This is a genomic window from Stenotrophomonas sp. YJH_SMC_46, assembly GCF_059370315.1.
In genome coordinates this window covers 215247-238147 of sequence record NZ_JCAFTO010000006.1, presented here as the reverse complement: position 1 = coordinate 238147, position 22901 = coordinate 215247, and the positions used below count along the sequence as shown (strand labels likewise).

Below are 22901 nucleotides of genomic sequence, written 5' to 3'. Positions count from 1 at the left end.
GGGCGCGCGCGGTGGTCATTCGATCACGTCTTCGCGCGGCAGCATCCGCTGGTTGTAGGTGTTGGCCATCACATAGCCGTAGGCACCGGCATCTGCGATCAGCATCACGTCGTCCGGCGCGGTGGACACCGGCAGCTTGCGGCGCTTGCCGAACACATCGCTGGATTCGCAGATCGGGCCGACCACATCGAACGCCGCTTCGGCATAACCGCCCTGGCGGCTGAGGTTCTCGATGTCATGCCAGGCGTCGTACAGCGCCGGGCGCATCAGTGCGTTCATGCCGGCGTCCAGGCCGACACGGCGCACGCCGTCCTTTTCCACCACCTGGGTGGCATGGGTCAGCAGCACGCCCGATTCGGCCACCAGGTAGCGGCCCGGCTCGATCGCCAGGCGGAATGCCGGGTGCAGCGCCTTGACCTCGGCCAGGCCCTCGGCCCAGGCGTCCAGGTCGAAGGGTTCGTCTTCGTCGCTGTACGGAATTGGCAGGCCGCCACCGATATCAATGGTCTGCACGCTGCCGATGCGGCGGGCGAAACCGGCCAGCTCATCGCACATCAGGCGCCAGTGCTGCGCGGTTTCCACGCCGCTGCCCAGGTGCGCATGCAGGCCCACCACGCGGCTGCCCAGTTCGGTGGCCGCTCGCACGAACTCGTCGACGCGGGCGATCGGCAGGCCGAACTTGGACTCCTTGCCACCGGTACGGACCTTGGCGTGGTGGCCCTCGCCCCGGCCCAGATCGACGCGCAGCCACAGCTCGCGGTTGCGGAACAGGTCCGGCCAGCGCTGCAGCGCTTCCACGTTGTCGACGGTCACGGTCACGCCCAGCGCGAACGCCGCCTCGTACTCGCTGCGCGGGCAGAAGCTGGGGGTGAACAGCACGCGCCTGGGCGACAGTTCCGGCAGGTGCTGGAACACATGCTTCAGCTCGCCGTGCGACACGCACTCCAGGCCGAAGCCTTCGGCTTCCAGCAGCTGCAGGATGGCCGGGTGGCTGTTGGCCTTGATCGCATAGTAGCGCTGGTCGATCGGCTTGATTGCGGCCAGTGCACGGGCGCGGGCGCGCACCGTCGGCAGGTGGTAGACGTAGCGTGGCGTACCGGCATCGGCCAGCTGCAGCAGGTGCGCACGCTGGCCGCGCCACCACGGCGTGCCGCGCGGGCGCACGGTGCCGGCAATCTCGCGCCAGCGCGGGCCGAACACTTCGGTCTCTTCCACCGGCATCGCGCCGCTGTCGATCAGCTCGGCGTGCAGGATCGGCAGCAGGCCATCGGCATCGGCCTCGTCGATGACGAAGGTCAGGTTCAGGTCGTTGGACGACTGCGAGATCATATGCACGCGCTCGCGGCCGAAGGTGGCCCACACGTCCGACAGCTTGTGCAGCAGCGAGCGCATGCCACGGCCCACCAGGGTGATCGCCGCGCACGGCACGATCACCTTCACCTTGCAGATCTGCGACAGGTCGGCCGACAGCGCGGCCAGCACATCGGTGTTGACCAGGTTCTCGGACGGGTCCAGCGACACGGTGACGTTGGTCTCGGCCGAACCGATCAGGTCCACCGACAGGCCGTGCTTCTTGAACAGGTTGAACACATCGGCCAGGAAGCCGACCTGCTGCCACATGCCGATGCCTTCCATCGACACCAGCACGATGCCGTTGCGGCGGCTGATCGCCTTCACCCCCGGCACCGGTGCGGCGCTGCCATCGATGCTGGTGCCCGGCAGTTCCGGGCGCTCGGTATCGAGGATGGCCATCGGCACGCCGGCATCGCGGCACGGCTTGATCGAGCGCGGGTGAAGCACCTTGGCGCCGGTGGTGGCGATTTCCTGCGCTTCGTAATAGTCCAGGCGGGTCAGCAGGCGCGCGTCCGGCACATCCTTCGGGTTGGCACTGAACATGCCCGGCACATCGGTCCAGATCTCCACCCGGCTGGCGCCGAGCAGCGCACCGAAGTACGCCGCCGAGGTATCCGAGCCACCACGGCCGAGGATGGCGGTACCGCCATCGGCATGCCGCGAAATGAAGCCCTGGGTGATCAGCAGGCGGGTCGGCTGCGCGCGGAAGCGCTGCACCCACTCCGCGTCTGCGCGCCACTGGCAGTTCACCGACAGCCGCTGCGACCAGTCGCTCTGGTTCGGCTGCGGCGGCATCGCGTCCAGCCACTGGCGAGCATCCATCCAGCCCATGTCCAGGCCCGAGGCGCGCAGGTAGGCCGCGCCCAGGGTGGAGGACAGCAGCTCGCCCTGGCCCAGCACTTCGGCCTGCCAGTCGAGCGGACGGGTGGCTGCACGCGCATCGTCGAGCAGGCCCTGCAGCGCGGCCAGCCGTTCGGCCAGCACCTCGCGACCCAGGCCGAGTTCGGCCAGGAAGCCTTCATGGCGTTCGACCAGCGCTGCCACGCGGTCCCGGCTATCGGGCGCGCCGTCGGCAATCGCGGTCAGTTCGTTGGTGACCCCGGACAGCGCCGATACCACCACCAGCACGCGCGAGCCGGTCTCTTCCGCGCGTTTTTTCGCCAGCTTCCCGATCGTGTCCCAGCGGTGACGACGCGACACCGAAGTGCCGCCGAACTTCAGTACGATCCAACGATCGACAAGGGGGGAAGCTGACATGGATTGGCTATGTAAAATGTGGGGAAGCCGCCCTCGAGGGCGGAACCTTTGATTCTAAGCGCAATATCCCCGTAGATGGCCGTCCTCCGTTACCTGCAGCTCGATGTCTTCGCCGCCCGCCCCGGCACCGGCAACCCGCTGGGCGCCATCCTGGACGCCGACGGGCTCTCCAGCAGCCAGATGCAGGCCCTGGCTACCTGGCTGAACCTCTCCGAGACGGTGTTCTTCCTGCGCCCCACCGCGCCCGGCGCCGATTACCACATCCGCATCTTCACTCCGACCCGCGAGCTGGCGTTTGCCGGCCACCCCAGCGTCGGCGCGGCCTGGGCGGCGGTGAGCTGCGGCTTGGCCCAGCCTCGCGACGGCGCCCTGCTGCAGCAATGCGTGGCAGGGTTGCTGCCAGTACGGGTGAGCGGCCCGGCCGAGGCACTGGAGATCCAGCTGGCCAGCCCGCCGGCACGGCAACTGGACACGGCCGCGGACGGAGCACCCGAAACACTGCTGGCCCTCGCCGCCAACGGGCACGTGCCCGAACTCTGGGACAACGGCGCGCGCTGGTGGCTGTTGCCGCTACGCGACGCCGCCGCCGTACGCGGGCTGGCACCGGACATGGCCGCGCTGGCCGCCTGGAGTCTCGCCACCGACGCTACAGGCCTGGCCGTCTTCGCCGACGAGGCCAGCTCCGACCACACCCGCGTGGTGCGTGCCTTCTGCCCCGCTGATGCGCCCGCCGTGCCCGAAGACCCGGTGACCGGCAGTGCCAATGCGCTGATAGGCGCCTGGCTGCGGCAGCGGAATGCCCTGCCCGGCCGCGAGGGCCGCTACGTGGCCAGCCAGGGCCGCGAAGTGGGCCGCGATGGCCGCGTGCAGGTGCAGGTCGACGCGCAGGGCACGGTGTGGATCGGCGGCCAGGTGCAGCCGGTCATCGACGGCCAGATCCGTTGGCCGTAGAGCCGAGCCCACGCTCGGCTGCTTCTTCTCACACCCCGACACAGCCGAGCATGGGCTCGGCTCTACAACCGCGCGTTAAGCTGCGCGCCAACCGATCCTGGAGTTTCGCCCCTATGACCACCCGCCGTTTCCTGCAGCTGGATGTGTTCTCCCCGCGCGCCGGCGCTGGCAATCCGCTGGCCGTGGTGCTCGATGCCGAGGGCCTGGACGACGCCAGCATGCAGGCGATCGCGCGCTGGACGCGTCTGCCCGAGACCACCTTCGTGTTCCCGCCCCAGGCAGCCGGTGCCAGCTACCGGCTGCGCATGTTCAGCCCGCAGAAGGAAGTGCCGTTCGCCGGCCACCCCAGCGTCGGCACCGCGCATGCGGTGCTGCAGGTGGGCCTGGCCGGAGCGGTTGACGGTGTGCTGGTGCAGGACGGCATTGCCGGCGCGCTGCCGCTGCGCGTCAGCGGTGAGGGTACGCAACAGCGCATCGCCATCCGCACCCCGCGCGCGCAGCTGGCCGAAACTGCCGAGGCCTGCGATCCACGCCTGCAGGCTGCACTGAGGGGCTGGCCGCTGGGTTCGTTGCCGCCGGCGCGCATGCAGGGCGGGCGTAGCTGGTGGGTGGTGCAGGTGGCCGATGAAGCCGCGTTGCGCGCCCTGCAACCCGACTGGGATGCGGTGGCCGCACTGGCCGAGTCCACCGACAGCATGGGCGTGTTCGCCTATGCCTTCAGCGATGGCGGTGAGGGATTCGATCTGGCCGTGCGTGCCTTCGTCGGCAACGGTCGCCGCTTCGAGGACGCCGCCTCGGGTGCGGCCAATGCGGTGCTTGCCGCATGGCTGGACCTGCGCGACGCGCTGCCGCGTGGGCGGACGCCGTTCGAAGTCAGCCAGGGCCGCGAAGTCGGCCATGACGCGCGCCTGACCCTGCTGGTCGATGAGGATGGCGAGGTATGGTCAGGCGGCCAGGTGCAGACCGTCATCACCGGCACCATCGACTGGTAAAGGGACACTGTAGAGCCGAGCCCGCGCTCGGCTGCTCTCCGGCCAGATCACGGGAGCTGCAGAAGCCGAGCATGGGCTCGGCTCTACAGATGCGTCGGCTCAGCCCAGTTCGGCTTCCAGGCTGATCGGCACCGCACTGAGCGCCTTGGACACCGGGCAGTTCTGCTTGGCGTCATCGGCAATGGCGCGGAACTGCGTCGCGTCGATGCCAGGCACCACCGCCTTTACCTTCAGCCGGATCTGCGACAGCTGCGGGCCGCCTTCCATCGACAGGTCGACCTTGGCTTCGGTGTCCAGCGAGGTCGGGGTAAAGCCAGCCTCGCCGAGCTTGGCCGACAGCGCCATGGTGAAACAGCCGGCATGTGCGGCGGCAATCAGCTCTTCCGGATTGGTGCCCTTTTCGTCGCCGAAGCGGCTGTTGAAGCCGTAGCGGGTCTTGTCCAGCAGTCCACTCTGCGGCGTGCTCAGCTGCCCCTTGCCCGACTTCAGATCGCCTTCCCAGTGCGCGGTGGCGTGTCGCGAGATTCCCATTGTGCTGCTCCTGCGTGGCGGTGATGAACGGCCACCCTCGCATGCCACGCGTTAGCCCTGCGTCGCTCCGCCGCACGCCCCACGTCGCCCCCGACCCCGGAAGATGGACACTTCCTCGCCAGCGCGCAACGCATTTTCCTCTTGTTTTCAGTGGTTTCGCGCAGTGCACCAATGGGCAGGCGGCGGGCTTCGAGCACGCTGACACGCCCCCAGCCCCCACCGCCGGCCATGTACTGAATCGGCCTGGATATGAAAAAACATGCACTTTCCGCGCTTCGGGCTATTGGCGGCGCCCAAGAGTTGCCCTACATTGCGCTTGCCGACGGGGTTCGGCGCCGACCAAACAACCAACCGTTCACGGAACAGGAAACCATGGCAAAGACCGCTAAGAAGGCTGCCCCGAAGAAGGCAGTGAAGAAAGTCGCGACGAAGGCAGCCGCCAAGCCGGCCGCTCCGAAGCCGATCAAGGAAGTGCTGACCAAGTCCGGCCTGGTTGCACACATCGCTGAAGCCTCCGGCGTCGTCGCCAAGGACGTCCGCGCTGTGCTGGCCTCGCTGGAAAGCGCCGTCGCCTCCTCGGTGCACAAGAAGGGCGCTGGCTCGTTCACCCTGCCGGGCCTGCTGAAGATCACCACCGTCAATGTGCCGGCCAAGCCGAAGCGCAAGGGCATCAACCCGTTCACCAAGGAAGAGCAGTGGTTCGCTGCCAAGCCGGCCACCACCAAGCTGAAGGTGCGTCCGCTGAAGAAGCTGAAGGACGCCGCGCTGTAAGCGCGCGCCCCAACGCGGATTGCAACGGGACGGCTCTGGCCGTCCCGTTTTTTTTTGCGCGCTTCCCGCGCCATGCGTGGATGCGCCGCCCCGGGGCCATCCGCAACACAGCGTTGCCGCATATCGGGAAACGACCGCTCAGGCCCGCCGTCACTGGCAGGGCGCGCCCTGTGCAGGCCCCGGAACGTACCGGGTGGAACACTGCGTGCGGCGCCAGCCGTCGCAGCCGGCCGTGGCCTTGCCTATGGTGAGCACATCCTCCACAGCTACGGCGAGCACCCCCATGGCCAGCCCCTCCACCCGCTACCGGATCTCGGTGACCCCCATCGAAAAGGACGGGTTGCAGTGCACCGGGCGCTGCACCATCGAACTGGAACATCGCGCCAGCCGAGACCTCATGCGCCTGCTGGAAGCGGCGCCGCGCACCGCTGGCGTCAGCGGCGACGAGCGCGCGACCCTGGTGATCGCCACCCAGCTGCTGCGCGACATCGTGCAGCGCCACGCCGAAACAGAAGGCCATGCCCTGGCCGCCATCGCCGCGCAGGTGCTACCGGCGCTGGATGCACTGGAACAGCTGCCCTCCTCCCGCTGATCGCCGCACAGCCGATACACTGCCTCCTTCCGTTCGCCTCGGGGAGGAGGCTGGCATGCGCAGGGTCCTGATACTGATCACACCACTGGTGCTGCTGGCCTGCTCCAGGCCGCCATCGCAATCCGACGCAGCGGATGCCGCACCGCCGGTAGCGGCCAGGACGACTGCCAGCACGAAGCCACAGACCGCCGCAGCAAGCGATGCAGCGGCTGCGCGGGCCATCGATGTCGATCCCCTGTTTGCCGCCGTCGCGGCCGACGCCGAGCTGCCCGCGGCCATGCTCAACGCGTATGTCATGGCCCTGCTCAATCGCGATCGCAACGCCGCCGACGCCGCGTGGACTTTCCCGCCCAGCGATGCCCGGCGCGCTGACGATGCCGCATTGCGCCAGCTGACGGACGTACGCAGCCTGCGCCTGACCAGCGAGCTGCCGATCGCGCGCGACGGCCACCAGCCGCCGCAGCTGCTGGAGGTTCCGGTGCGGATCCGCGCGGTGACTCCTGAGGGCACCTTCCGCTTCGGCGGCTGGTACCGGGTGCAACCCAGCGCCGACGGCAGCGCCTGGCAGATCCAGTCGGCACAACTGCGGCCATCGCTGGACTGAACCGTTGCGGCGGCATGCACGCGCGATTCAGCCGGCAAGGCTACTCTTTGAACCATCCATTCCGCATCCATCGGTCTCTGCCATGCGCCTGCGTTCCCTGATGACCCGCCTCGCGGCCTCCACCGTGCTGATCGCCGCTGCAATCGGCGCCCAGGCTGCGCCTTCCATTTCCGGCCGGGAACTGTCGGTCGGTGCCAGCGACGTACAGCAGTACCTTGATGGCAGCTTCCCGCGCACGCAGGACGCGCTCGGCGGCCTGATCGCCCTGACGATGAGCCACCCGCAGCTGAGCCTTCCGGCCGGCGAGCGCTTGAACCTGGGCATGGACGTGGCGCTGGCCACCGCCGGTGGTAGCCCGGCCAAACTTGGTACGGTGAAGCTGAGCAGCGGCCTGCGCTACGACGCGCAGACCCAGGGGTTCCACCTGCAGCAGCCGAGCGTGGATGACTTCACCCCGGCCAACCAGGGCGGTCGTCTCGACTCCCGTACCCGCGGCCTGCTCAACGCCTGGCTGAGCGACTACGCCCAGCGCGAACCGATCTACAAGCTGGACCCGGCCGTGGCCGGGATGCTCGGCGCCCTGCAGGTGCAGTCGGCACAGGTGAAGAACGGCAAGCTGGTGGTCACCTTCAACCAGAACCTGGGCAACCTGGTGCCAGCGGGCCTGCTGGGCAAATAAGGTAGTGCCGGCCGCTGGCCGGCACGCGTCTCACTTGCGTGCCGGCCAAGGGGCCGGCACTACCGGCAAGGCATCACGCGGCAAGTGCTTTTACCACCGCCTCGCTGAAGGCCGGAATGTCATCCGGCTTGCGGCTGGTGATCACGTTGCCGTCGACCACCACCTCGGCATCGCGCCAGTTCGCCCCCGCATTGGTCAGATCCTGCTGCAGGGACGGCCAGGACGTCAGCTCGCGGCCATCGGCGAGGCCACTGTTGATCAGCAGCCACGGGCCATGGCAGATCGCCGCCACAGGCTTGCCTGCTTCGTCTACTGCGCGGACGAAGCCGAGTACAGCCTCGTCGGTACGCAGCGTGTCCGGATTGATGACCCCTCCCGGCAGTACCAGGGCATCGAAGCTGGCCGGATCGGCCTCATCCAGCGGAATATCCACTGCAACGGCGTCGCCCCAGTTCTTCTCTTTCCAGCCCTTGATCGTCGCCTCCTTTGCAGGCGACACGACGCTGACGCGCGCGCCTTCGGCTTCCAGCAGCCGCTTGGGTTCGGTCAGTTCGGACTGTTCAAAGCCGTGGGTGGCAAGGATGGCAATCTGCTTGCCCTTCAATCGTTCTGCCATGGGTGCACTCCGGTTGGGGGTGCCGACAGAATGGAAGAACGGCCCTTGCAGGGCAGTGACCCTGCCGTGCACGGCAGGTGGAGAGCTCCAGGTGGTGCCGGCCGCTGGCCGACACCTGCATCGCGCCATGCCGGCCAGCGGCCGGCCCTACCCGGTACCGGTCAGCGCTTGGGCTGCAGCATGGTGCCGGTGCACTTGGGCGAGCCGCAGCGGCACTCCCAGATCTTCTTCAGCTTGGCGGTGTGACGCTCGGCCAGGGTGATGCCGTAGTTGTAGGTCAGCTCTTCGCCGGCCTTGATGTCACGCAGCGCCTCGATGAACACCTTGTCACCGCGGCTGTCGCCGTCCTCGTCTTCCTCGATCACGGCCTCGCAGTTCGGCTCGCAGCTGTGGTTGATCCAGCGCGCGTCATTGCCTTTGTAGTTGGCATCGATCACCCAGTCGTCGTTCAGGGTGAACAGGAAGGTGTGGCCGCTTTCGACGTCGCCGCTGTCATCGGCATCAACATCGCCGTGGCTGCGCAGCAGGCCCTTGTACTGGATCACGCGCTCGCCCTGCTTGATCGGGGCCACGGCGAACACGCCGTTGCCATGGATGGCGGACTTGCGGGCTTGGATCTTCTTCGGCATCGGCACGGGCTGTTTGCAGCGGATGGAATCTGGATTCTCGCCCATTCCGGGTGATTGCGAAAATCACCCCGGTAGCGCAGCATGGCGCCCCGGCAACGGCCCGGCGCGTCCTCCCCCCGGCCCAGCGCCGGCTGAATGCCCGGGTTGGATGGCGGCGAATAAAAGCGTACAATTTCAGTCCGCTTTAAGAACCACTCGCATCCCCATGTTGCGTGTCACCAAGCTCACCGATTACGCCACCGTGGTACTGACCGTGCTTGCCGCCCGTCCGGGCGAGGTGCTCAGTGCCACCGAGCTGGCCGAATTCACCGGCCTGGAGCCGCCCACCGTCAGCAAGGTGCTCAAGCCACTGGCCCAGGCCGGCCTGGTCGAAGGCCTGCGCGGTGTCCGTGGCGGCTACCGCCTGACCCGCCCGGCCATCGAGATCTCGCTGTTCGAAGTGGTCGAAGCGATGGAAGGGCCGCTGGCCCTGACCGAATGCAGCCACGACCACCACCAGTGCGGCATGGCGCCCAAGTGCGGCGCGCGCAGCAGCTGGCGGCTGATCAACGACGTGGTCTCCGAGGCCCTGCGCGATGTCACCCTCGCCCAGATCCTGCCCCCTCTTCCCCTTGCCGATGACGAACAGCGCCGCACCATCGCTGTCGACGTCGTCTCCTGATCCACAGGCAGCCCTCCATGGCCACCGAAACCATCGAAAACGTCGCCCACGACGACACCCCCAACCGCGAGATCCACGAGCAGCTCGGCCGCAAGTATTCGGCCGGCTTCATCACCGAGATCGAGTCGGACTCCCTGCCGCCGGGCCTGGACGAGGACACCATCCGTGCCCTGTCGGCCAAGAAGGAAGAGCCGGAGTGGATGACGCAGTGGCGCCTGGACGCCTACCGCCACTTCCTGACCCTGCCGATGCCGGACTGGGCCAAGCTGGAGATCGCCCCGATCGACCTGCAGGCGCTCAGCTACTACTCCGCGCCCAAGGGCCCGAAGTACGCCTCGCTGGATGACGTGCCCAAGGAGCTTCTGGACACCTACGACAAGCTGGGCGTGCCGCTGCACGAGCGCGCCAAGCTGGCAGGCGTGGCGGTGGACGCGGTGTTCGACTCGGTGTCCGTCGGTACCACCTTCCGCAAGGAACTGGCCGAGAAGGGCATCATCTTCTGCTCGATGTCCGAGGCCATCAAGGAGCACCCGGAGCTGGTCCGCCAGTACCTGGGCACCGTGGTGCCGGTGGGCGACAACTACTTCGCCGCGCTCAATTCGGCGGTGTTTTCCGATGGCAGCTTCGTGTTCATTCCCAAGGGCGTGCGCTGCCCGATGGAGCTGAGCACCTACTTCCGCATCAACGCCGGCCACACCGGCCAGTTCGAGCGCACCCTGATCGTGTGTGAGGACAAGGCCTACGTGTCCTACCTGGAAGGCTGCACCGCGCCGATGCGCGACGAGAACCAGCTGCACGCCGCCGTGGTCGAGCTGGTCGCGCTGGAAGACGCGGAGATCAAGTACTCCACCGTGCAGAACTGGTACCCGGGCGACGAGAACGGCGTCGGCGGCATCTACAACTTCGTCACCAAGCGTGCCGAATGCCGTGGCGCGCGCAGCAAGGTCACCTGGACCCAGGTCGAGACCGGCTCGGCGATCACCTGGAAGTACCCGTCCTGCGTGCTGCTGGGCGACGACTCGGTGGGTGAGTTCCACTCCGTGGCGCTGACCCATCACCGCCAGCAGGCCGACACCGGCACCAAGATGATCCACGTCGGCAAGCGCACCAAGAGCAAGATCGTCAGCAAGGGCATCAGCGCCGGCCGCGGCCAGAACACCTACCGCGGCCTGGTGCGTGTGGACCGCAATGCCGATGGCGCGCGCAACTACACCCAGTGCGATTCGCTGCTGATCGGCAAGCAGTGCGGCGCGCACACCTTCCCCTACATCGAGGTGAAGAACCCGGGCGCCACCGTCGAGCACGAGGCCACCACCTCCAAGATCTCCGACGACCAGCTGTTCTACTGCCGCGCCCGTGGCATCAGCCAGGAAGACGCGGTGTCGATGATCGTCGACGGCTTCTGCAAGCAGGTGTTCCGCGAACTGCCGATGGAGTTCGCGGTGGAAGCCAAGAAGCTGCTGGAAGTCTCGCTGGAAGGTTCGGTGGGCTGACCGCCCGCCCCTGCCCCTCGCAAACGCATTCTCTTTACCGGCGGGCCGCGGCCCGCCCCACGGAAATCCCCACCATGCTGAAGATCGAAAACCTCCACGCCCGCATCGGCGACAAGGAAATCCTCAAGGGCCTGTCGCTGGACGTCCAGCCGGGCCAGGTGCACGCCATCATGGGCCCGAACGGCGCCGGCAAGTCCACCCTGGGCAATGTCCTGGCCGGCCGCGACGGCTACGAAGTGACCGAAGGCAGCGTGCAGTTCGACGGCGTCGACCTGCTGGAGCAGGACCCGGAAGCGCGCGCCGCTGCCGGCCTGTTCCTGGCGTTCCAGTACCCGGTGGAGATCCCGGGCGTGAACAACACCTACTTCCTGCGCGCGGCACTGAACGCCCAGCGCAAGGCACGCGGTGAGGAGGAACTCGATTCCATGCAGTTCCTCAAGCTGGTGCGCCAGAAGCTGGCCGTGCTGCACCTGAAGGACGAACTGCTGCACCGTGGCGTCAACGAAGGCTTCTCCGGTGGCGAGAAGAAGCGCAACGAGATCTTCCAGCTGGCCGTGCTGGAACCGAAGCTGGCGATCCTGGACGAAACCGACTCGGGCCTGGACATCGATGCACTGAAGAGCGTGGCCGATGGTGTCAACGCACTGCGCGCTGCTGATCGCTCGTTCCTGGTCATCACCCACTACCAGCGCCTGCTGGACTACATCAAGCCGGACGTGGTGCACGTGCTGGCCGATGGCCGCATCGTCAAAAGTGGCGGCCCGGAGCTGGCACTGGAGCTGGAAGCGCACGGCTATGATTTCCTGAAGGACCGGGTCGTGCCCGAGGCGGCGGTCTGATGAGCGCCCTGCTTGATTCGATGGCCCAGGCCTTCTGCGGCAGCGATGCGCGCCGCGAAGTGCTGGATGCGGCCCTGCGTGACGGCCTGCCGGCCGCCCGCAACGAAGCCTGGAAGTACACCTCGCTGCGCCAGCTGGAGCGCCGTGCATTCGCTGCCGCACCGCTGCAGGGCCCGGCGCTGGACGCCGCCCTGCTGGACGACATCCCGGCGCCGCGCCTGGTGTTCGTCAACGGCCGTCTGGATGCCGCGCTGAGCGACGTGCAGGCCCTGCCGGCCGGCGTGCAGCTACAGCCACTGTCGGCCGCACTGGCCGCTGGCGAAGACGCCGTGCGTTTCCTTGGCCGCCGCTACGAGCGCAGCGAGGAGATCTTCGCCCGCCTGAATGCCGCGCTGGCCGATGAAGGCGTGGTGCTGCGCGTGGATGAAGGCGTGCAGGTCGAAACGCCGCTGCAGCTGGTATTCGCCAGCGTCGCCGGCGACACCGACCTGGCCTGGCATCACCGCCACCTGATCGAACTGCGTGCCGGCGCCAGCCTGGGCGTGGTCGAGCACCGCTTCAGCGTGGGTGACTCCGCCCACCTGGACAACACCGTGCTGCATGCCCACGTCGCTCGCGATGCCGTGCTCAAGCACGCCCGCGTGCAGGCCGGCAGCGCGCGCCAGACCAGCTTCCTGCGCACCGACGCCGTGCTGGCCCGCGACGCGCAGTACCACCGCGTGGACCTGGAACTGGGCGCCGCGCTCAGCCGCCATGAACTGAACGTGCGCCTGGAAGGCGACAATGCCCAGCTGACCGCCAACGGCGTGCTGCTTGGCAATGGCCGCCGCCACGTCGAAACCCGCTTGGGCATCGACCACATCGCACGCGATACCAGCTGCGAACTGCTGTGGCGCGGCGTCGCCGCCAACCGCAGCCGCGTAGTGTTCCATGGTGGCATCCAGATCCGCGAAGGCGCCGATGGCACCGACGCGAACCTGTCCAACAAGAACCTGCTGCTGTCGGCCGATGCCGAGATCGACACCCAGCCGACGCTGGTGATCGACGCCGATGAAGTGAAGGCCGCGCATGGCGCGACCGTCGGCCAGCTCGACGCCAATGCGCTGTTCTACCTGCGCTCGCGCGGCCTGCCGCAGGCACAGGCGCAGGCACTGCTGAGCGCCGCGTTCTGCCACGAGCCGTTGAAGATCCTGCCGGACGCACTGCGTGCGCAGCTGGCACGCCGCCTGGACAAGGCGCTGGCCGAGGCAGGTGTGGCATGAACCTATCCACGCCGCGACCGATCGAAGAACGCACCGGCGCCCCCGACTGGGACCGCGTCCGCCTCGACTTCCCGCTGCTGATGCGTGAAGTGCATGGCAAGCCGCTGGTCTATTTCGACAATGCCAACACCGGCCAGAAGCCGGTGCAGGTGATCGGCGCGGTGGACGAGTTCTACCGCCGCTACAACGCCAACGTCAGCCGCGCGGTGCATGCACTGGGCAGCGAAGCCACCGACGCCTACGAAGGCGCACGCAACACGCTGGCGCGCTTCCTCAACGTGCGGCCCAGCGACCTGGTGCTGTGCAGTGGCACCACCTTCGCCATCAACCTGGTGGCCTACTCGTGGGCGCTGCCGCGGCTGAAGGCCGGTGACGTGATCCTGATCACGCGCATGGAGCACCACGCCAACATCGTGCCGTGGCAGCTGGTCGCGCAGCGTACCGGTGCCACCATCCGCGTGGCCGAGATCACCCCCGATGGCGCGCTGGACCTGGATGCGCTGCGCGCGGCGATGACCCCGGAGGTCAAGCTGCTGGCCGTCACCCACGTCTCCAACGTGCTGGGCACGGTCAACCCGGTGCGCGAGATCTGCCGCGAAGCGCGCAAGCGCGGCATCATCACCGTGGTCGATGGCTCGCAGGCGGTGCCGCACCGCAAGGTCGACGTCGCCGCGATCGGCTGCGACTTCTACGCCATCACCGGCCACAAGATGTGCGGCCCGACCGGCACCGGCGCCTTGTGGGCGCGCCGCGAGCATCTGGATGCGATGCCGCCGTTCCTCGGTGGCGGCGAGATGATCAAGGAAGTCAGCTTCGACGGCACCGTGTTCAACGATGCCCCGCACAAGTTCGAAGCCGGCACCCCGAATATCGCCGGTTTCATCGGCCTGGGTGTGGCTGCCGACTACCTGCAGCAGCTTGGGCAGGAGAACGTGGAAGCACGCGAAGCCGAACTGCTGGCGCACTTCACCGAAGAGCTGCGCCGCGTCGACGGCCTGCGCATCATCGGCGAAGCGCCGGAGAAGGCTGCGGTGGTCTCGTTCCTGATCGATGGCGCGCACGCGCACGATCTGGCCACCCTTCTGGATCTGGAAGGCGTGGCCGTGCGCTCGGGTCAGCACTGCGCACACCCGCTGCTGCAGTACTTCGGCGTCGCGGCTACCTGCCGTGCCTCGCTGGCGTTCTACAACACGCATGCCGAGATCGAGCGGTTCATGACGGCGTTGACGAAGGTGCGAAAGCTGCTGGGCTGAAGATTCGCCAGAATCGAGGAAGTATGAGAACGCCGCAGGAAACTGCGGCGTTTTTTATTGCGCACTGAACGCAACCAAGCAGAGGCGTGACCGGGAAGCACCGAGTGATGCCAGGAACGGGCAATCTCACCGTAATGCCGATCCGTCCACCATCAACGGCCTTGAGGCACCGTCTCCTACATGCCAACAAGCATGGATACCCCGGATGCAATCAAGAAGACGTACATCATCACGACGCCCCTCAGCACCCACCGTTCCCCCTGATGGAGCGCCTGCCCTTTGGAAGTAAGGGCAAGCACTGCAATACCGCGCAAGCACCTAAGCCACCAATCAACCTTGATGATTCCGACTGCAGCGAGTACTTCCGGTCGTTCACGCTCGATTTTCAGCAACATCCTGTGAGCCGCAAATGCGTTTATCCACATGGCACCTAGAATGATGGAAGCCCAAATGGGGAAGCTCTCAACAAACCCTGGCACTCAGCTCCTCCTTTTGAAGCTACTCCATCACATAGCACCTGCACACCCAATCATCTACGCAGCAATCTGCTATGGAGTCGTTGCGTTCAAGGGCGCAAGAAGCCCCTTGACGTATCCACCGAGGCCAACAACGTCCTCAGCTGTACCAATCAGGTCCCGTCGCATCATCTTCTCGACATGCTCTACACCACCAAGTCGCGCGACAACATCCGCAAGGAAAGTGACATCCCCCGCAAATAACGTCACGTCCTGATCCAGCTTTACAACCCAGCGACCAGCACGCGAAAACAAGAAATGATCACGCATGAAGTTCCCATCTTCCAGCCAGTAGGAGCGCAGGCCATCCAGGCCTCGCTCAATTTCCACGGGGCTTCCCCTGTCGGAGCACTCTGAACATCGAACCGCGCACATCGCGATATCTGCAAAGTGCTCCGAAAGTGCGCTCAGCCACGCCACCCAAACATCGTTCGGAGCAAAATCCTCATACAGGTTGCGATCAAACGCCATCCCTGCCCAGTCCTCCCGGAGGAGAGGGAGATCCGGAGGGTTAGCATCCGAGAGGGATGCCGCAATGAAATCTGGCCAGCAACATGTAATGCTCATGGCTTCTCTGAGTGCACTCAAGCCCACTCATCAATACTCCGCCTAACGGCCAACACTTGTGCTTCGGCATAGCGGGGATCGCGAATACGGATATCAGCATCATCAAGATAGTGCCATATCACGTGAGGAACCCCGATTTCATACGAACTTGACCGAATCACGTTCTTGATAAATTGCGCCCTCTGGTACCAGCCAGACACCTGTTCCTCGGAAGCAGGCTCGGATTCCAACAGCCTCCACAGACAGGCTAAAACGAGATTCTCTTCATCGATAGCGCTCAATGCGATACCTCATATTATTCAACCAAGGGGAAATTCCCCCAAAGCCTATCGGCGTGATCGATCAGTTCGCAATGGAGGCCGTGGCGCTGTCTTTCCCGTGGTTGCCAATGCTGCCTCACTGCACGTCGACCGGCATCTGCAGAGGTATGCAGTGACCTGTCGGCACCCGCCTCGGATACCATCAGAAAAATCCCTGTTATCACGAACCGCTTCATGGGAGCCGCGATTGATACTTGAAACTCACTTCAGATCTTCGAGATCAACGGACACGTCTCCGAAAGTCGCTCTTGGAATCGGACCTGGGACTCTCAACGACTGAACGTCAAGTGGGGCATGCATTTCGCCGAGAAGAAGATCATCCGTCGACCCGTCCGTCCTCCTAAGCCTGAACTCCCCAGTCACTGATACCCACGAATAAGCATACCGATTAAAAACGTCACGCTGGAGATCTATTGGGCCCCTGATGCGAACTTGGGTCTCATCAGTCACTCCAGCTTCGAACAGCTCCTTGCTGGAGTTCAATACAAAGAGCCCTCGACTAACTCCGAGATAGCCTTCCACGCGTATCGATTTCCCATCGAATAGACGGGGGGTCGCAGCCAGCGCCCGGAAGCTGACTCGGCAAACTGGATTCTGACCGATCCCACAATCCTTTGCGGGCGGCGTCTGCCGTCCTTCTTGATCACCGCAACCGACCACGGAAATCGCCAAGAAGAAGGTCACGAAAAGCTGATAATTTATTCTCATTTCACAACCTCCGACACACCATCCTTGTTCAGCCTATAGACCCCCGACGGATCCGAAACGTAATTGATCGAATTTGTTGTCTTGTACGTTTCAACATCCCAATATGAGAATGGCGAGTAGGCACGATTGTATCCGTCCAATGCTGGATGCGTGTGGATATTGATCCCCCCTACGAGAGGCCTACCGGCAGTCCCACCCAGCCAGTCCACGTCACGAACATGACTGGATATCCCAATATCGGAAAGGTGAAAGGCACCGCTATTCTTCATCACGATTTCCGCACTCACTTCCCATCCGAATCTAACAGAGTACTTCTGATAAACCTTTGAAAAAATCTTGGCAGCGTTGTCTGAATTCGCGTTCGGAATTGACTCCATCTTTTCCTTCGTAGCATCAACAACACCCTTCATAGCATCATATCGAGCCTGTGCATTTTCCTTTGTAAAGCCCGACGGGAGAGCCCCTCCGATTGCGGCCACTCTTACCCCGGCCGCAATGCCATTGTTTTTTATTTTGCTCCCAGTAATAGCCTGCCGAGCATCCTTGGGCTGCCTTCCATCCGGATCAAGGAACCGATACGGGTTCCCCAGCGCATACGCGTAGCGCCCAAAAGCAGCCACTGATGAAGCTATTGGATCGGCGGATAGAAATGCCCCAGTCTCCACATCATAGTACCGCTGCTGCATATAACTCAGCCCGGTCCCCGAGTCCGTCACATGTCCCGTATATCCCGGCCCATCCTTCAACGGCCGATTCACCACCGCCCCATACGGCTCATACACCGTACGCTCGATGACGTTTCCGCTGGCATCGGTGATCGCCACCGGTGAACCCAGTGCATCAGTGTGGATGTACTCGACGACTTCCTGTGCGACCGCCGGAGCCACACAGGCCGCCAGCACCACCAGCGTGAGCACCGCCCGAATCAACAGCGAACAGAGTCCATTCATGGCTTAGTCCCAATTCAATACGCCGCGGGTGACGGGGAAGTCTGCGGACCATGCCGAACAGCCACCGGCGTTGCAGGCCCTGACAATGTAGAGACTGGCGCAGTAGGTCCCGCCGCTCGACTGCACGTAGGTATTGGGGCCGGTGTACAGGCGCCGTCCAGCTCCGGAAGGCTCAAGCTGATACTCCGTTGCCCCCGGAACCGCGCGCCAGCCGACGCTGCATTGCACCTGATAAGGCGCCTTGCGCGTGCTGAGCCACTCGGCCACGTAGATCTGAGTGGCCGCGGGAGGAAGCACCACGGAGACATTGGCGATGCCCGAGTAGGGACTGCACCCCGCGAAATTGCATGCCCTCACGCGATAGGCGTAGCTGCCATTGCCACGGCTGGCACCAAAGCTGTTCCCGCCGCCGTTATGCACCACCGTCCAGCCACCACCGTTGGCACTCTCCTCCAGCACGAAGCTCTCGCTGTTGGCCGGCACCGACCAGCTCAGGCTGTACTGCGGCACGTTCACCAGGCTCGGCGCGCTAATCACCGGCTCGATCGTCGGCGGCCCGATCACCGCTACCGTCACCGTGGCCGACCACGGTCCGCAGCCTGCACCATTGCAGGCGGCAACCCGATAGCCATAGCTGCCCACACCGCGCGCAGCGGTGGCATAGGAACCCGCGTTGCCGTCGAACAGCGTGACCCATCCGCCACCATTGCTGCTTTCCTGCAGGGTGTAGCGCGTGGCACCAGCCACCCCGTTCCAGCCAATGCCGATACTGCCCGGCGCAGCGCGTGCCGGCGCAGAGAGACCTGGCGCAGTAGCAGGCGGATACACCACCGTCACTGCAGCCGTGGCGCTGTATCCCGTGCATCCCACCGGATTGCATGCGCGAACCCGGTAGTTGTAGCTTCCCGCTGCCTTGCCACTGAAGGCCTTGGATTGACTGATGGCGTTGTGCACCTGGGCCCAAGCGCCACCGTTGGCGCTTTCCTCCAACTCATAGCGCTCGGCACCGGAGGACGCAGACCAGCCCACGCTGTAGCTGCCATTGAAGGCCGTGGCAGGCACGTTCAAGGTCGGCACGGTGGATGGCGCCAATGCCACGGCCACTGATGCGACATTGCTCCATCCGCCGCACACCGCCCGGCAGCCGCGCACGCGGAACTGATAGGTTCCCGTGATCAGGCCGGTGCTGGTGAACGATTGCGCCGCGCCATCAAAGACCGTGCTCCAGGTGCCCGCAAGGGCACGCTGCAGCTCATAGCGGTTGGCACCACCGGCCGGGCTCCAGGTCAGGTTCACGCTGCCCTGTGTGATGTAGCCCGGCGCACTCAGCGCGGGAACGCCGGGTGCGGCTTCACCATGCACCTGGGACACCAGGCTGCCTGACAGGTAGAGATAGTCGGTCTGCTTGCCGGTACGTTCGTTGCGCTGGAATCGCAGCACACCGCCGTTGTCGTAGAACGAATAGATCGCCCCCTTGCCACTGGCGCTGGCCTTCACCCGGCGACCGTGAGCGTCGTACTCGTAGCTCTCTGCTGTACCCGCCGCACGCAGTCGGTTGCCGTAATCAAACGCGAAAGCCTGGCCATTGCGCACCGAAAGATTGCCCTGCACGTCATAGCCAAGACCGGTCACGGTTGCCCCGGTTCCGGTTTCGATCACGTTGACCAGCCGATTGGTCGGATCGAAATAGTGCGTACGATCGCGGCTGCCGACCTTGGCACGGCGCAGGTTGTCCAGCGCATCATACTCATACAATGCGTTGCCGAAGCCCGGTGCAGTGACCGTCCGCAACCGGTCCAGGCCGTCATAGGTCATGTCCCGGTTACCGGGCGCCCCGGGCAGGCCATCGGAAATGGCCATCACATTGCCGCCGGCATCGTAGTCGTAGCTGTCATCCAGCACTGCGGCCGCTGCGGTGGCATCGCGGCTGCGGTCGGGCAGCCCGCGGGCATTCTGGGTCAACGTGTGCACGATCCCGTTGCCATAGACGAAGCGGGCCAATGCGCCGTTGGCAAAGTAACTGGCCTCTTTCGCATAGCCGCCGACCGTCGTCGCCCGACCCAGTGCGTCCGGCGTATAGCTGACGACACGCCCACCCGGATAGGTATTGCTGGCCAGTGTGCCGTTGGCATCGTAGCCGTAGGCCAGGCTCAGGCTTCCCAGATCCGGATGCTGCAGGGTTTCGCCGCTGAGCAGGCGGCGGCGGTTGTACTGGTAGCGGTTGACGACCATCGGCCGGGCCGGGTCGTTCTGCGTACTGATCTCGGCAGGCAGACCATCAGGCGCGTAGGACCAGTTCTGATTTCCACGCCCATCCGGGAAGATCAGGGTCGACAAGCGGTTGGCGGCATCGTAACTGCGCTTCACCGCACGTCCGCTGGCCAGGGCGTCACTGCGGTTGCAGTCGGTGGTGCTGGTCAAACCCGTGCCGGCCGCCGACCACAGCACGTTGCCTGCCGCGTCGTAGTCCTGCACGGTCGCACCGGTTTCCGGTTCGATGGTCTTGCACAGCTGCTGGTAGCCGTCATAGACGTAGCGGCGGGTGAGCGACTGGCTGCCGTCTGCACTGCGGCGGGTGATCGCCAGCGGCTTGCCCAGCGTATCTCGCTGGATCTCGGTCACCACGCCTTCCGGGTGCTGCAGCGTCAGCGGCATCTCGTAGCTGGGCTGGTCGTAGGCAAGATGGCGTGTCGTCGTCGCCTGGCCTCGCGGGTTGGTCACCTTCACCGACAGATTGCCCACGTACTCGGTGCGGGTAACCAGTGCCCCCAGCTCGGACGATTGACTGACCACGGTGGGGCGGCCCAACGCGTCGTACTGCGTCGTGGTGCCGGTCAGGGCGGCATTGATATCGGAGAGCTGCCGCGTGGGATACGAGGCAAACACGGTCTTGCCGCTGGTGTCGTAGCGGGTCACCACGGCGCTGTCCAGCACGTTGTTGGCGTTTTCGGTCACCAGCACCGGGCGGAACATCGCATCCAGGTAGGTATCCGTGCGCCGCCCGCCCTGCGTGCGGGAGTGCTTCCACGCACCGGCGGGCACCCCCAGCTGCGCGCCACCCAGCCGCTGCAGGTCCATGGTTACGCCATTCCAGTTCACGCTGTCGCCGCCAGGGAACTGCTGGCTGCGCAGCCTGCCCATGCTGTCGTAGCTGAAGCTGGTGGTTGCGCCGGTTTCGTCGGTCAGCGAGGTGATCCAACCGTTGTCGTCGACGGCAACCGTGCGCACCGCGCCATTGGGCGCTTCGGGCGTGGCCGGCATGCGCAGCTGCTGCGGAACGCCACGCTTCCATCCCGACAGATGGCTGGTATTGCCGCGGCCATCGGCCACCGAGGCAACCGTGCCGTCGGCTGCGTAGGTCACCTGCTGCGCCAGGCGGCCGAATGCATAGGCGCGTAACGGCAGTGCTTTGGCCGTATCGAATTCGGTGCGCGACTGCTCGATGCCATTGAGCACACTGCGCGCCACCTGGCCGTTCACCCATAGCGCGGGATTGTCGTAGTAGCTGGTGCTGCTGGTGCGACTCTGGCCAGCGGAATTCGCTTCGAGGACGGTGACTTCGCGCGCAAATGCATCAAAGGCCTGCACGGTGCGGGTGAACTGCACGCCATCCTGTTCCACAACGGTGGATTGGACGGGGCGGTTGTAATGGGCCTTGAGATCGTTCGCACCGTACTTGAAGTCCTTGCCGGCCTCCTTCGGGAAGGGCGCCGCATCCAGCTGGGCATCCGGATAGTAGTTGTTGCGGTCAACGCGCACGACCGAGCCACCCGATCGCGTTGTCGTGGACAGCAACAGGCCGTCGTTGTAGGCAACCTCCTTGCCGAACTCGTAGACGCGAACGACACCGTCGGGCAAGGTCTCGGTGGTGATCTTCGGTTCCGCCTGGCCTACGGGGATTACTGGACCGCCAAGGTCCTGGGCGAAAGCACCATTGAGATTGGTGTATTGATAAGTCCACTGTGCAGTGGGCATGCCCGGACCGCTGATGGTCTTGGTCACCAGCGACATTGCGTCACGGTAGACCGGCGTGTAGTTCCAGCCATCGGCAAACAGGTGATTGTCGCCAGAAGTCTGGCAATCCAGCTTTACATTCTTGCGCCCGTGGCGGAACGGACGGAACAGGAACGTTCCCAGCGCGCCCGACGGATGCTGGATGCTCAGGGTGATCTCGCTGGGCACGATCTTGTTGACGCGCGAGCATGTGGCCGGGTAGTCCATGTACTCCCAGATGCTCTGCCCGATGTAGTCGGCATACTTGTGGGTGACTGACAGCGGCGGCAGGTTGTAGACCCATTGGGTTCCGTCCGGCAGCGTCACTGTCCGCAGGATATCGGCCTCCGTGTACCCATAAGTCCAGGTGCGCCCTGCAGCGGTTGCGGACGCGATCAGTCCTTTCGCGTTGTAGCCCAGGCTGATCTCGCGGCCATCGTTGGCAACCATGCGCAACAGCCGGTCGCCACTCCACTCGTAGCGCACCCAGTTGCCGAAGCGATCCACAACCTGCGATGGGTACAGGAACACACGCTTTCGATTCAGCAGTGCATTGCTTTCTGGCCCGTAGGGTTGCAGCGTTGCACCGTTGTGGGGCTTGGCGACCATCCAGTCGAAGTAGTACTTGGTACCGTCGGGCGCATGACCAAGGAAGCCTTGTCCCGGCTGTCCGCTCTTCAGGGCGGTCAGGCAACTGAACGTCCAGCCGCCCTTGGTATTCCAAGGCGCCGGTTCGCCAAACTGTGGCTGCGGCTGGCGCGCATCACCGCTGCCTCCCAGCACCGGCTCACCGCCACCGCCTGGCAGGGAAAGGCGCACGCCATCCCAGAATGTAGTGGGACTGAAATTGACGGTCTGGGTTTGGCGACGGTTCCAGACCTCCAGCGCTGGGGGCGCCGCCACCGTACTGCAGCGCGCAGCAGGCGCCCAGTAGCCGACAGCAGCGGTCTCCGGCAGATCACCATAGACGCCGGACATGGACGGAATATCAAGATCCCAATCCGAGAATGGGCTCTCACTACTACCATCGCCATCGCGGTAGCTGCGGCCCAAGGTCATCGCCAGGCTGCCATTGCCCGGAATCGAAACATCCGTGGCCTTGAAGCTGATCGAACCGTCATAGAGGTTGACCTGCTCGCCGAAGATCTCGCCCTTCAGCGGCTCGACAAGGTCCCCGTACTTCAGTCGCTTGTCGTACTCCTGCCGCCAGGTGGGAACGATCTGGGCGGAAACGCCGACCGGTGCCAGCACGCACAGGGCAACGACACCGAGAAGCAGACCCTTGGCAGCCATTGCGGCGCGCGGATGAGAAATGAGGCCAGACTGCATGCAGATCCTCCCTGGATCGACGTCCCTGTGTGCCCC

18 protein-coding genes are annotated in these 22901 nt (G+C 65.0%); 11 read left to right on the top strand and 7 right to left on the bottom strand.

What is annotated here, in order from left to right:
• Positions 1 to 15: 15 nt before the first annotated feature.
• Positions 16 to 2610, bottom strand: a complete 2595-nt coding sequence (locus AC5P8C_RS18710) for a bifunctional aspartate kinase/diaminopimelate decarboxylase (protein WP_021203041.1) — start codon at positions 2608 to 2610, stop codon at positions 16 to 18.
• 75 nt (positions 2611 to 2685) lie between these two features.
• Here AC5P8C_RS18710 and AC5P8C_RS18705 point away from each other — a divergent pair, with 75 nt between their 5' ends.
• Positions 2686 to 3561 (top strand): PhzF family phenazine biosynthesis protein, encoded by an 876-nt coding sequence (locus AC5P8C_RS18705; RefSeq protein WP_495219223.1) that lies wholly within the window; start codon positions 2686 to 2688, stop codon positions 3559 to 3561.
• A gap of 113 nt (positions 3562 to 3674) precedes the next feature.
• Positions 3675 to 4553, top strand: a complete 879-nt coding sequence (locus tag AC5P8C_RS18700) for a PhzF family phenazine biosynthesis protein (RefSeq protein ID WP_019659395.1) — start codon at positions 3675 to 3677, stop codon at positions 4551 to 4553.
• Between the two features lie 99 nt (positions 4554 to 4652).
• Here the strand turns inward: AC5P8C_RS18700 and AC5P8C_RS18695 are convergent, their stop codons facing one another.
• Entirely contained in the window at positions 4653 to 5084 is a 432-nt protein-coding gene (locus AC5P8C_RS18695) for an OsmC family protein (protein WP_019659396.1), read from the bottom strand.
• A 372-nt stretch (positions 5085 to 5456) separates the two neighbouring features.
• On the opposite strand from AC5P8C_RS18695, the gene AC5P8C_RS18690 reads away from it, so the two are divergent.
• The 4 genes from AC5P8C_RS18690 to AC5P8C_RS18675 all read left to right on the top strand — a co-directional run bounded on the left by AC5P8C_RS18690 (position 5457) and on the right by AC5P8C_RS18675 (position 7730).
• Entirely contained in the window at positions 5457 to 5855 is a 399-nt protein-coding gene (locus AC5P8C_RS18690; RefSeq protein ID WP_005408442.1) for an HU family DNA-binding protein, read from the top strand.
• A 283-nt stretch (positions 5856 to 6138) separates the two neighbouring features.
• Positions 6139 to 6447 carry a DUF3861 family protein gene (locus AC5P8C_RS18685; RefSeq protein ID WP_019659397.1) on the top strand — a complete coding sequence of 103 codons (309 nt, stop codon included), beginning with the start codon at positions 6139 to 6141 and terminating at the stop codon, positions 6445 to 6447.
• Between the two features lie 55 nt (positions 6448 to 6502).
• Entirely contained in the window at positions 6503 to 7051 is a 549-nt protein-coding gene (locus AC5P8C_RS18680) for a hypothetical protein (protein WP_233653145.1), read from the top strand.
• Positions 7052 to 7133: 82 nt separating this feature from the next.
• Positions 7134 to 7730 carry a YceB family lipoprotein gene (locus AC5P8C_RS18675; protein WP_019659399.1) on the top strand — a complete coding sequence of 199 codons (597 nt, stop codon included), beginning with the start codon at positions 7134 to 7136 and terminating at the stop codon, positions 7728 to 7730.
• 73 nt (positions 7731 to 7803) lie between these two features.
• Here the strand turns inward: AC5P8C_RS18675 and AC5P8C_RS18670 are convergent, their stop codons facing one another.
• Both AC5P8C_RS18670 and AC5P8C_RS18665 read right to left on the bottom strand, forming a co-directional pair.
• Complete coding sequence (locus tag AC5P8C_RS18670; protein ID WP_024956948.1) at positions 7804 to 8346, bottom strand: type 1 glutamine amidotransferase domain-containing protein; 543 nt, start codon at positions 8344 to 8346, stop codon at positions 7804 to 7806.
• A 161-nt stretch (positions 8347 to 8507) separates the two neighbouring features.
• Positions 8508 to 8975 carry an SET domain-containing protein gene (locus AC5P8C_RS18665; RefSeq protein WP_478429057.1) on the bottom strand — a complete coding sequence of 156 codons (468 nt, stop codon included), beginning with the start codon at positions 8973 to 8975 and terminating at the stop codon, positions 8508 to 8510.
• A 205-nt stretch (positions 8976 to 9180) separates the two neighbouring features.
• Here AC5P8C_RS18665 and AC5P8C_RS18660 point away from each other — a divergent pair, with 205 nt between their 5' ends.
• From AC5P8C_RS18660 to AC5P8C_RS18640, 5 genes are all read left to right on the top strand, one after another.
• Positions 9181 to 9636 (top strand): SUF system Fe-S cluster assembly regulator, encoded by a 456-nt coding sequence (locus AC5P8C_RS18660; protein WP_005408436.1) that lies wholly within the window; start codon positions 9181 to 9183, stop codon positions 9634 to 9636.
• Positions 9637 to 9653: 17 nt separating this feature from the next.
• Positions 9654 to 11129, top strand: coding sequence for a Fe-S cluster assembly protein SufB (gene sufB / locus AC5P8C_RS18655; protein ID WP_021203136.1), 1476 nt, complete (start codon positions 9654 to 9656; stop codon positions 11127 to 11129).
• Between the two features lie 74 nt (positions 11130 to 11203).
• Entirely contained in the window at positions 11204 to 11968 is a 765-nt protein-coding gene (gene sufC, locus AC5P8C_RS18650; RefSeq protein ID WP_019337095.1) for a Fe-S cluster assembly ATPase SufC, read from the top strand.
• Entirely contained in the window at positions 11968 to 13230 is a 1263-nt protein-coding gene (gene sufD / locus AC5P8C_RS18645; RefSeq protein WP_100447946.1) for a Fe-S cluster assembly protein SufD, read from the top strand. The genes sufC and sufD overlap by 1 nt, the downstream gene beginning before the upstream one ends.
• Positions 13227 to 14483 (top strand): cysteine desulfurase, encoded by a 1257-nt coding sequence (locus AC5P8C_RS18640; protein ID WP_010483557.1) that lies wholly within the window; start codon positions 13227 to 13229, stop codon positions 14481 to 14483. The genes sufD and AC5P8C_RS18640 overlap by 4 nt, the downstream gene beginning before the upstream one ends.
• A gap of 548 nt (positions 14484 to 15031) precedes the next feature.
• Here the strand turns inward: AC5P8C_RS18640 and AC5P8C_RS18635 are convergent.
• The 3 genes from AC5P8C_RS18635 to AC5P8C_RS18625 form a co-directional block, all read right to left on the bottom strand.
• The gene (locus tag AC5P8C_RS18635; RefSeq protein ID WP_495219221.1) at positions 15032 to 15469 is read right to left on the bottom strand and encodes a hypothetical protein; all 438 of its coding nucleotides are present in this window, start codon (positions 15467 to 15469) and stop codon (positions 15032 to 15034) included.
• A gap of 1120 nt (positions 15470 to 16589) precedes the next feature.
• Positions 16590 to 17543 (bottom strand): RHS repeat-associated core domain-containing protein, encoded by a 954-nt coding sequence (locus AC5P8C_RS18630; protein WP_053092152.1) that lies wholly within the window; start codon positions 17541 to 17543, stop codon positions 16590 to 16592.
• Positions 17544 to 17546: 3 nt separating this feature from the next.
• Complete coding sequence (locus AC5P8C_RS18625; protein ID WP_495219220.1) at positions 17547 to 22865, bottom strand: wall-associated protein; 5319 nt, start codon at positions 22863 to 22865, stop codon at positions 17547 to 17549.
• Positions 22866 to 22901 lie beyond the last annotated feature (36 nt).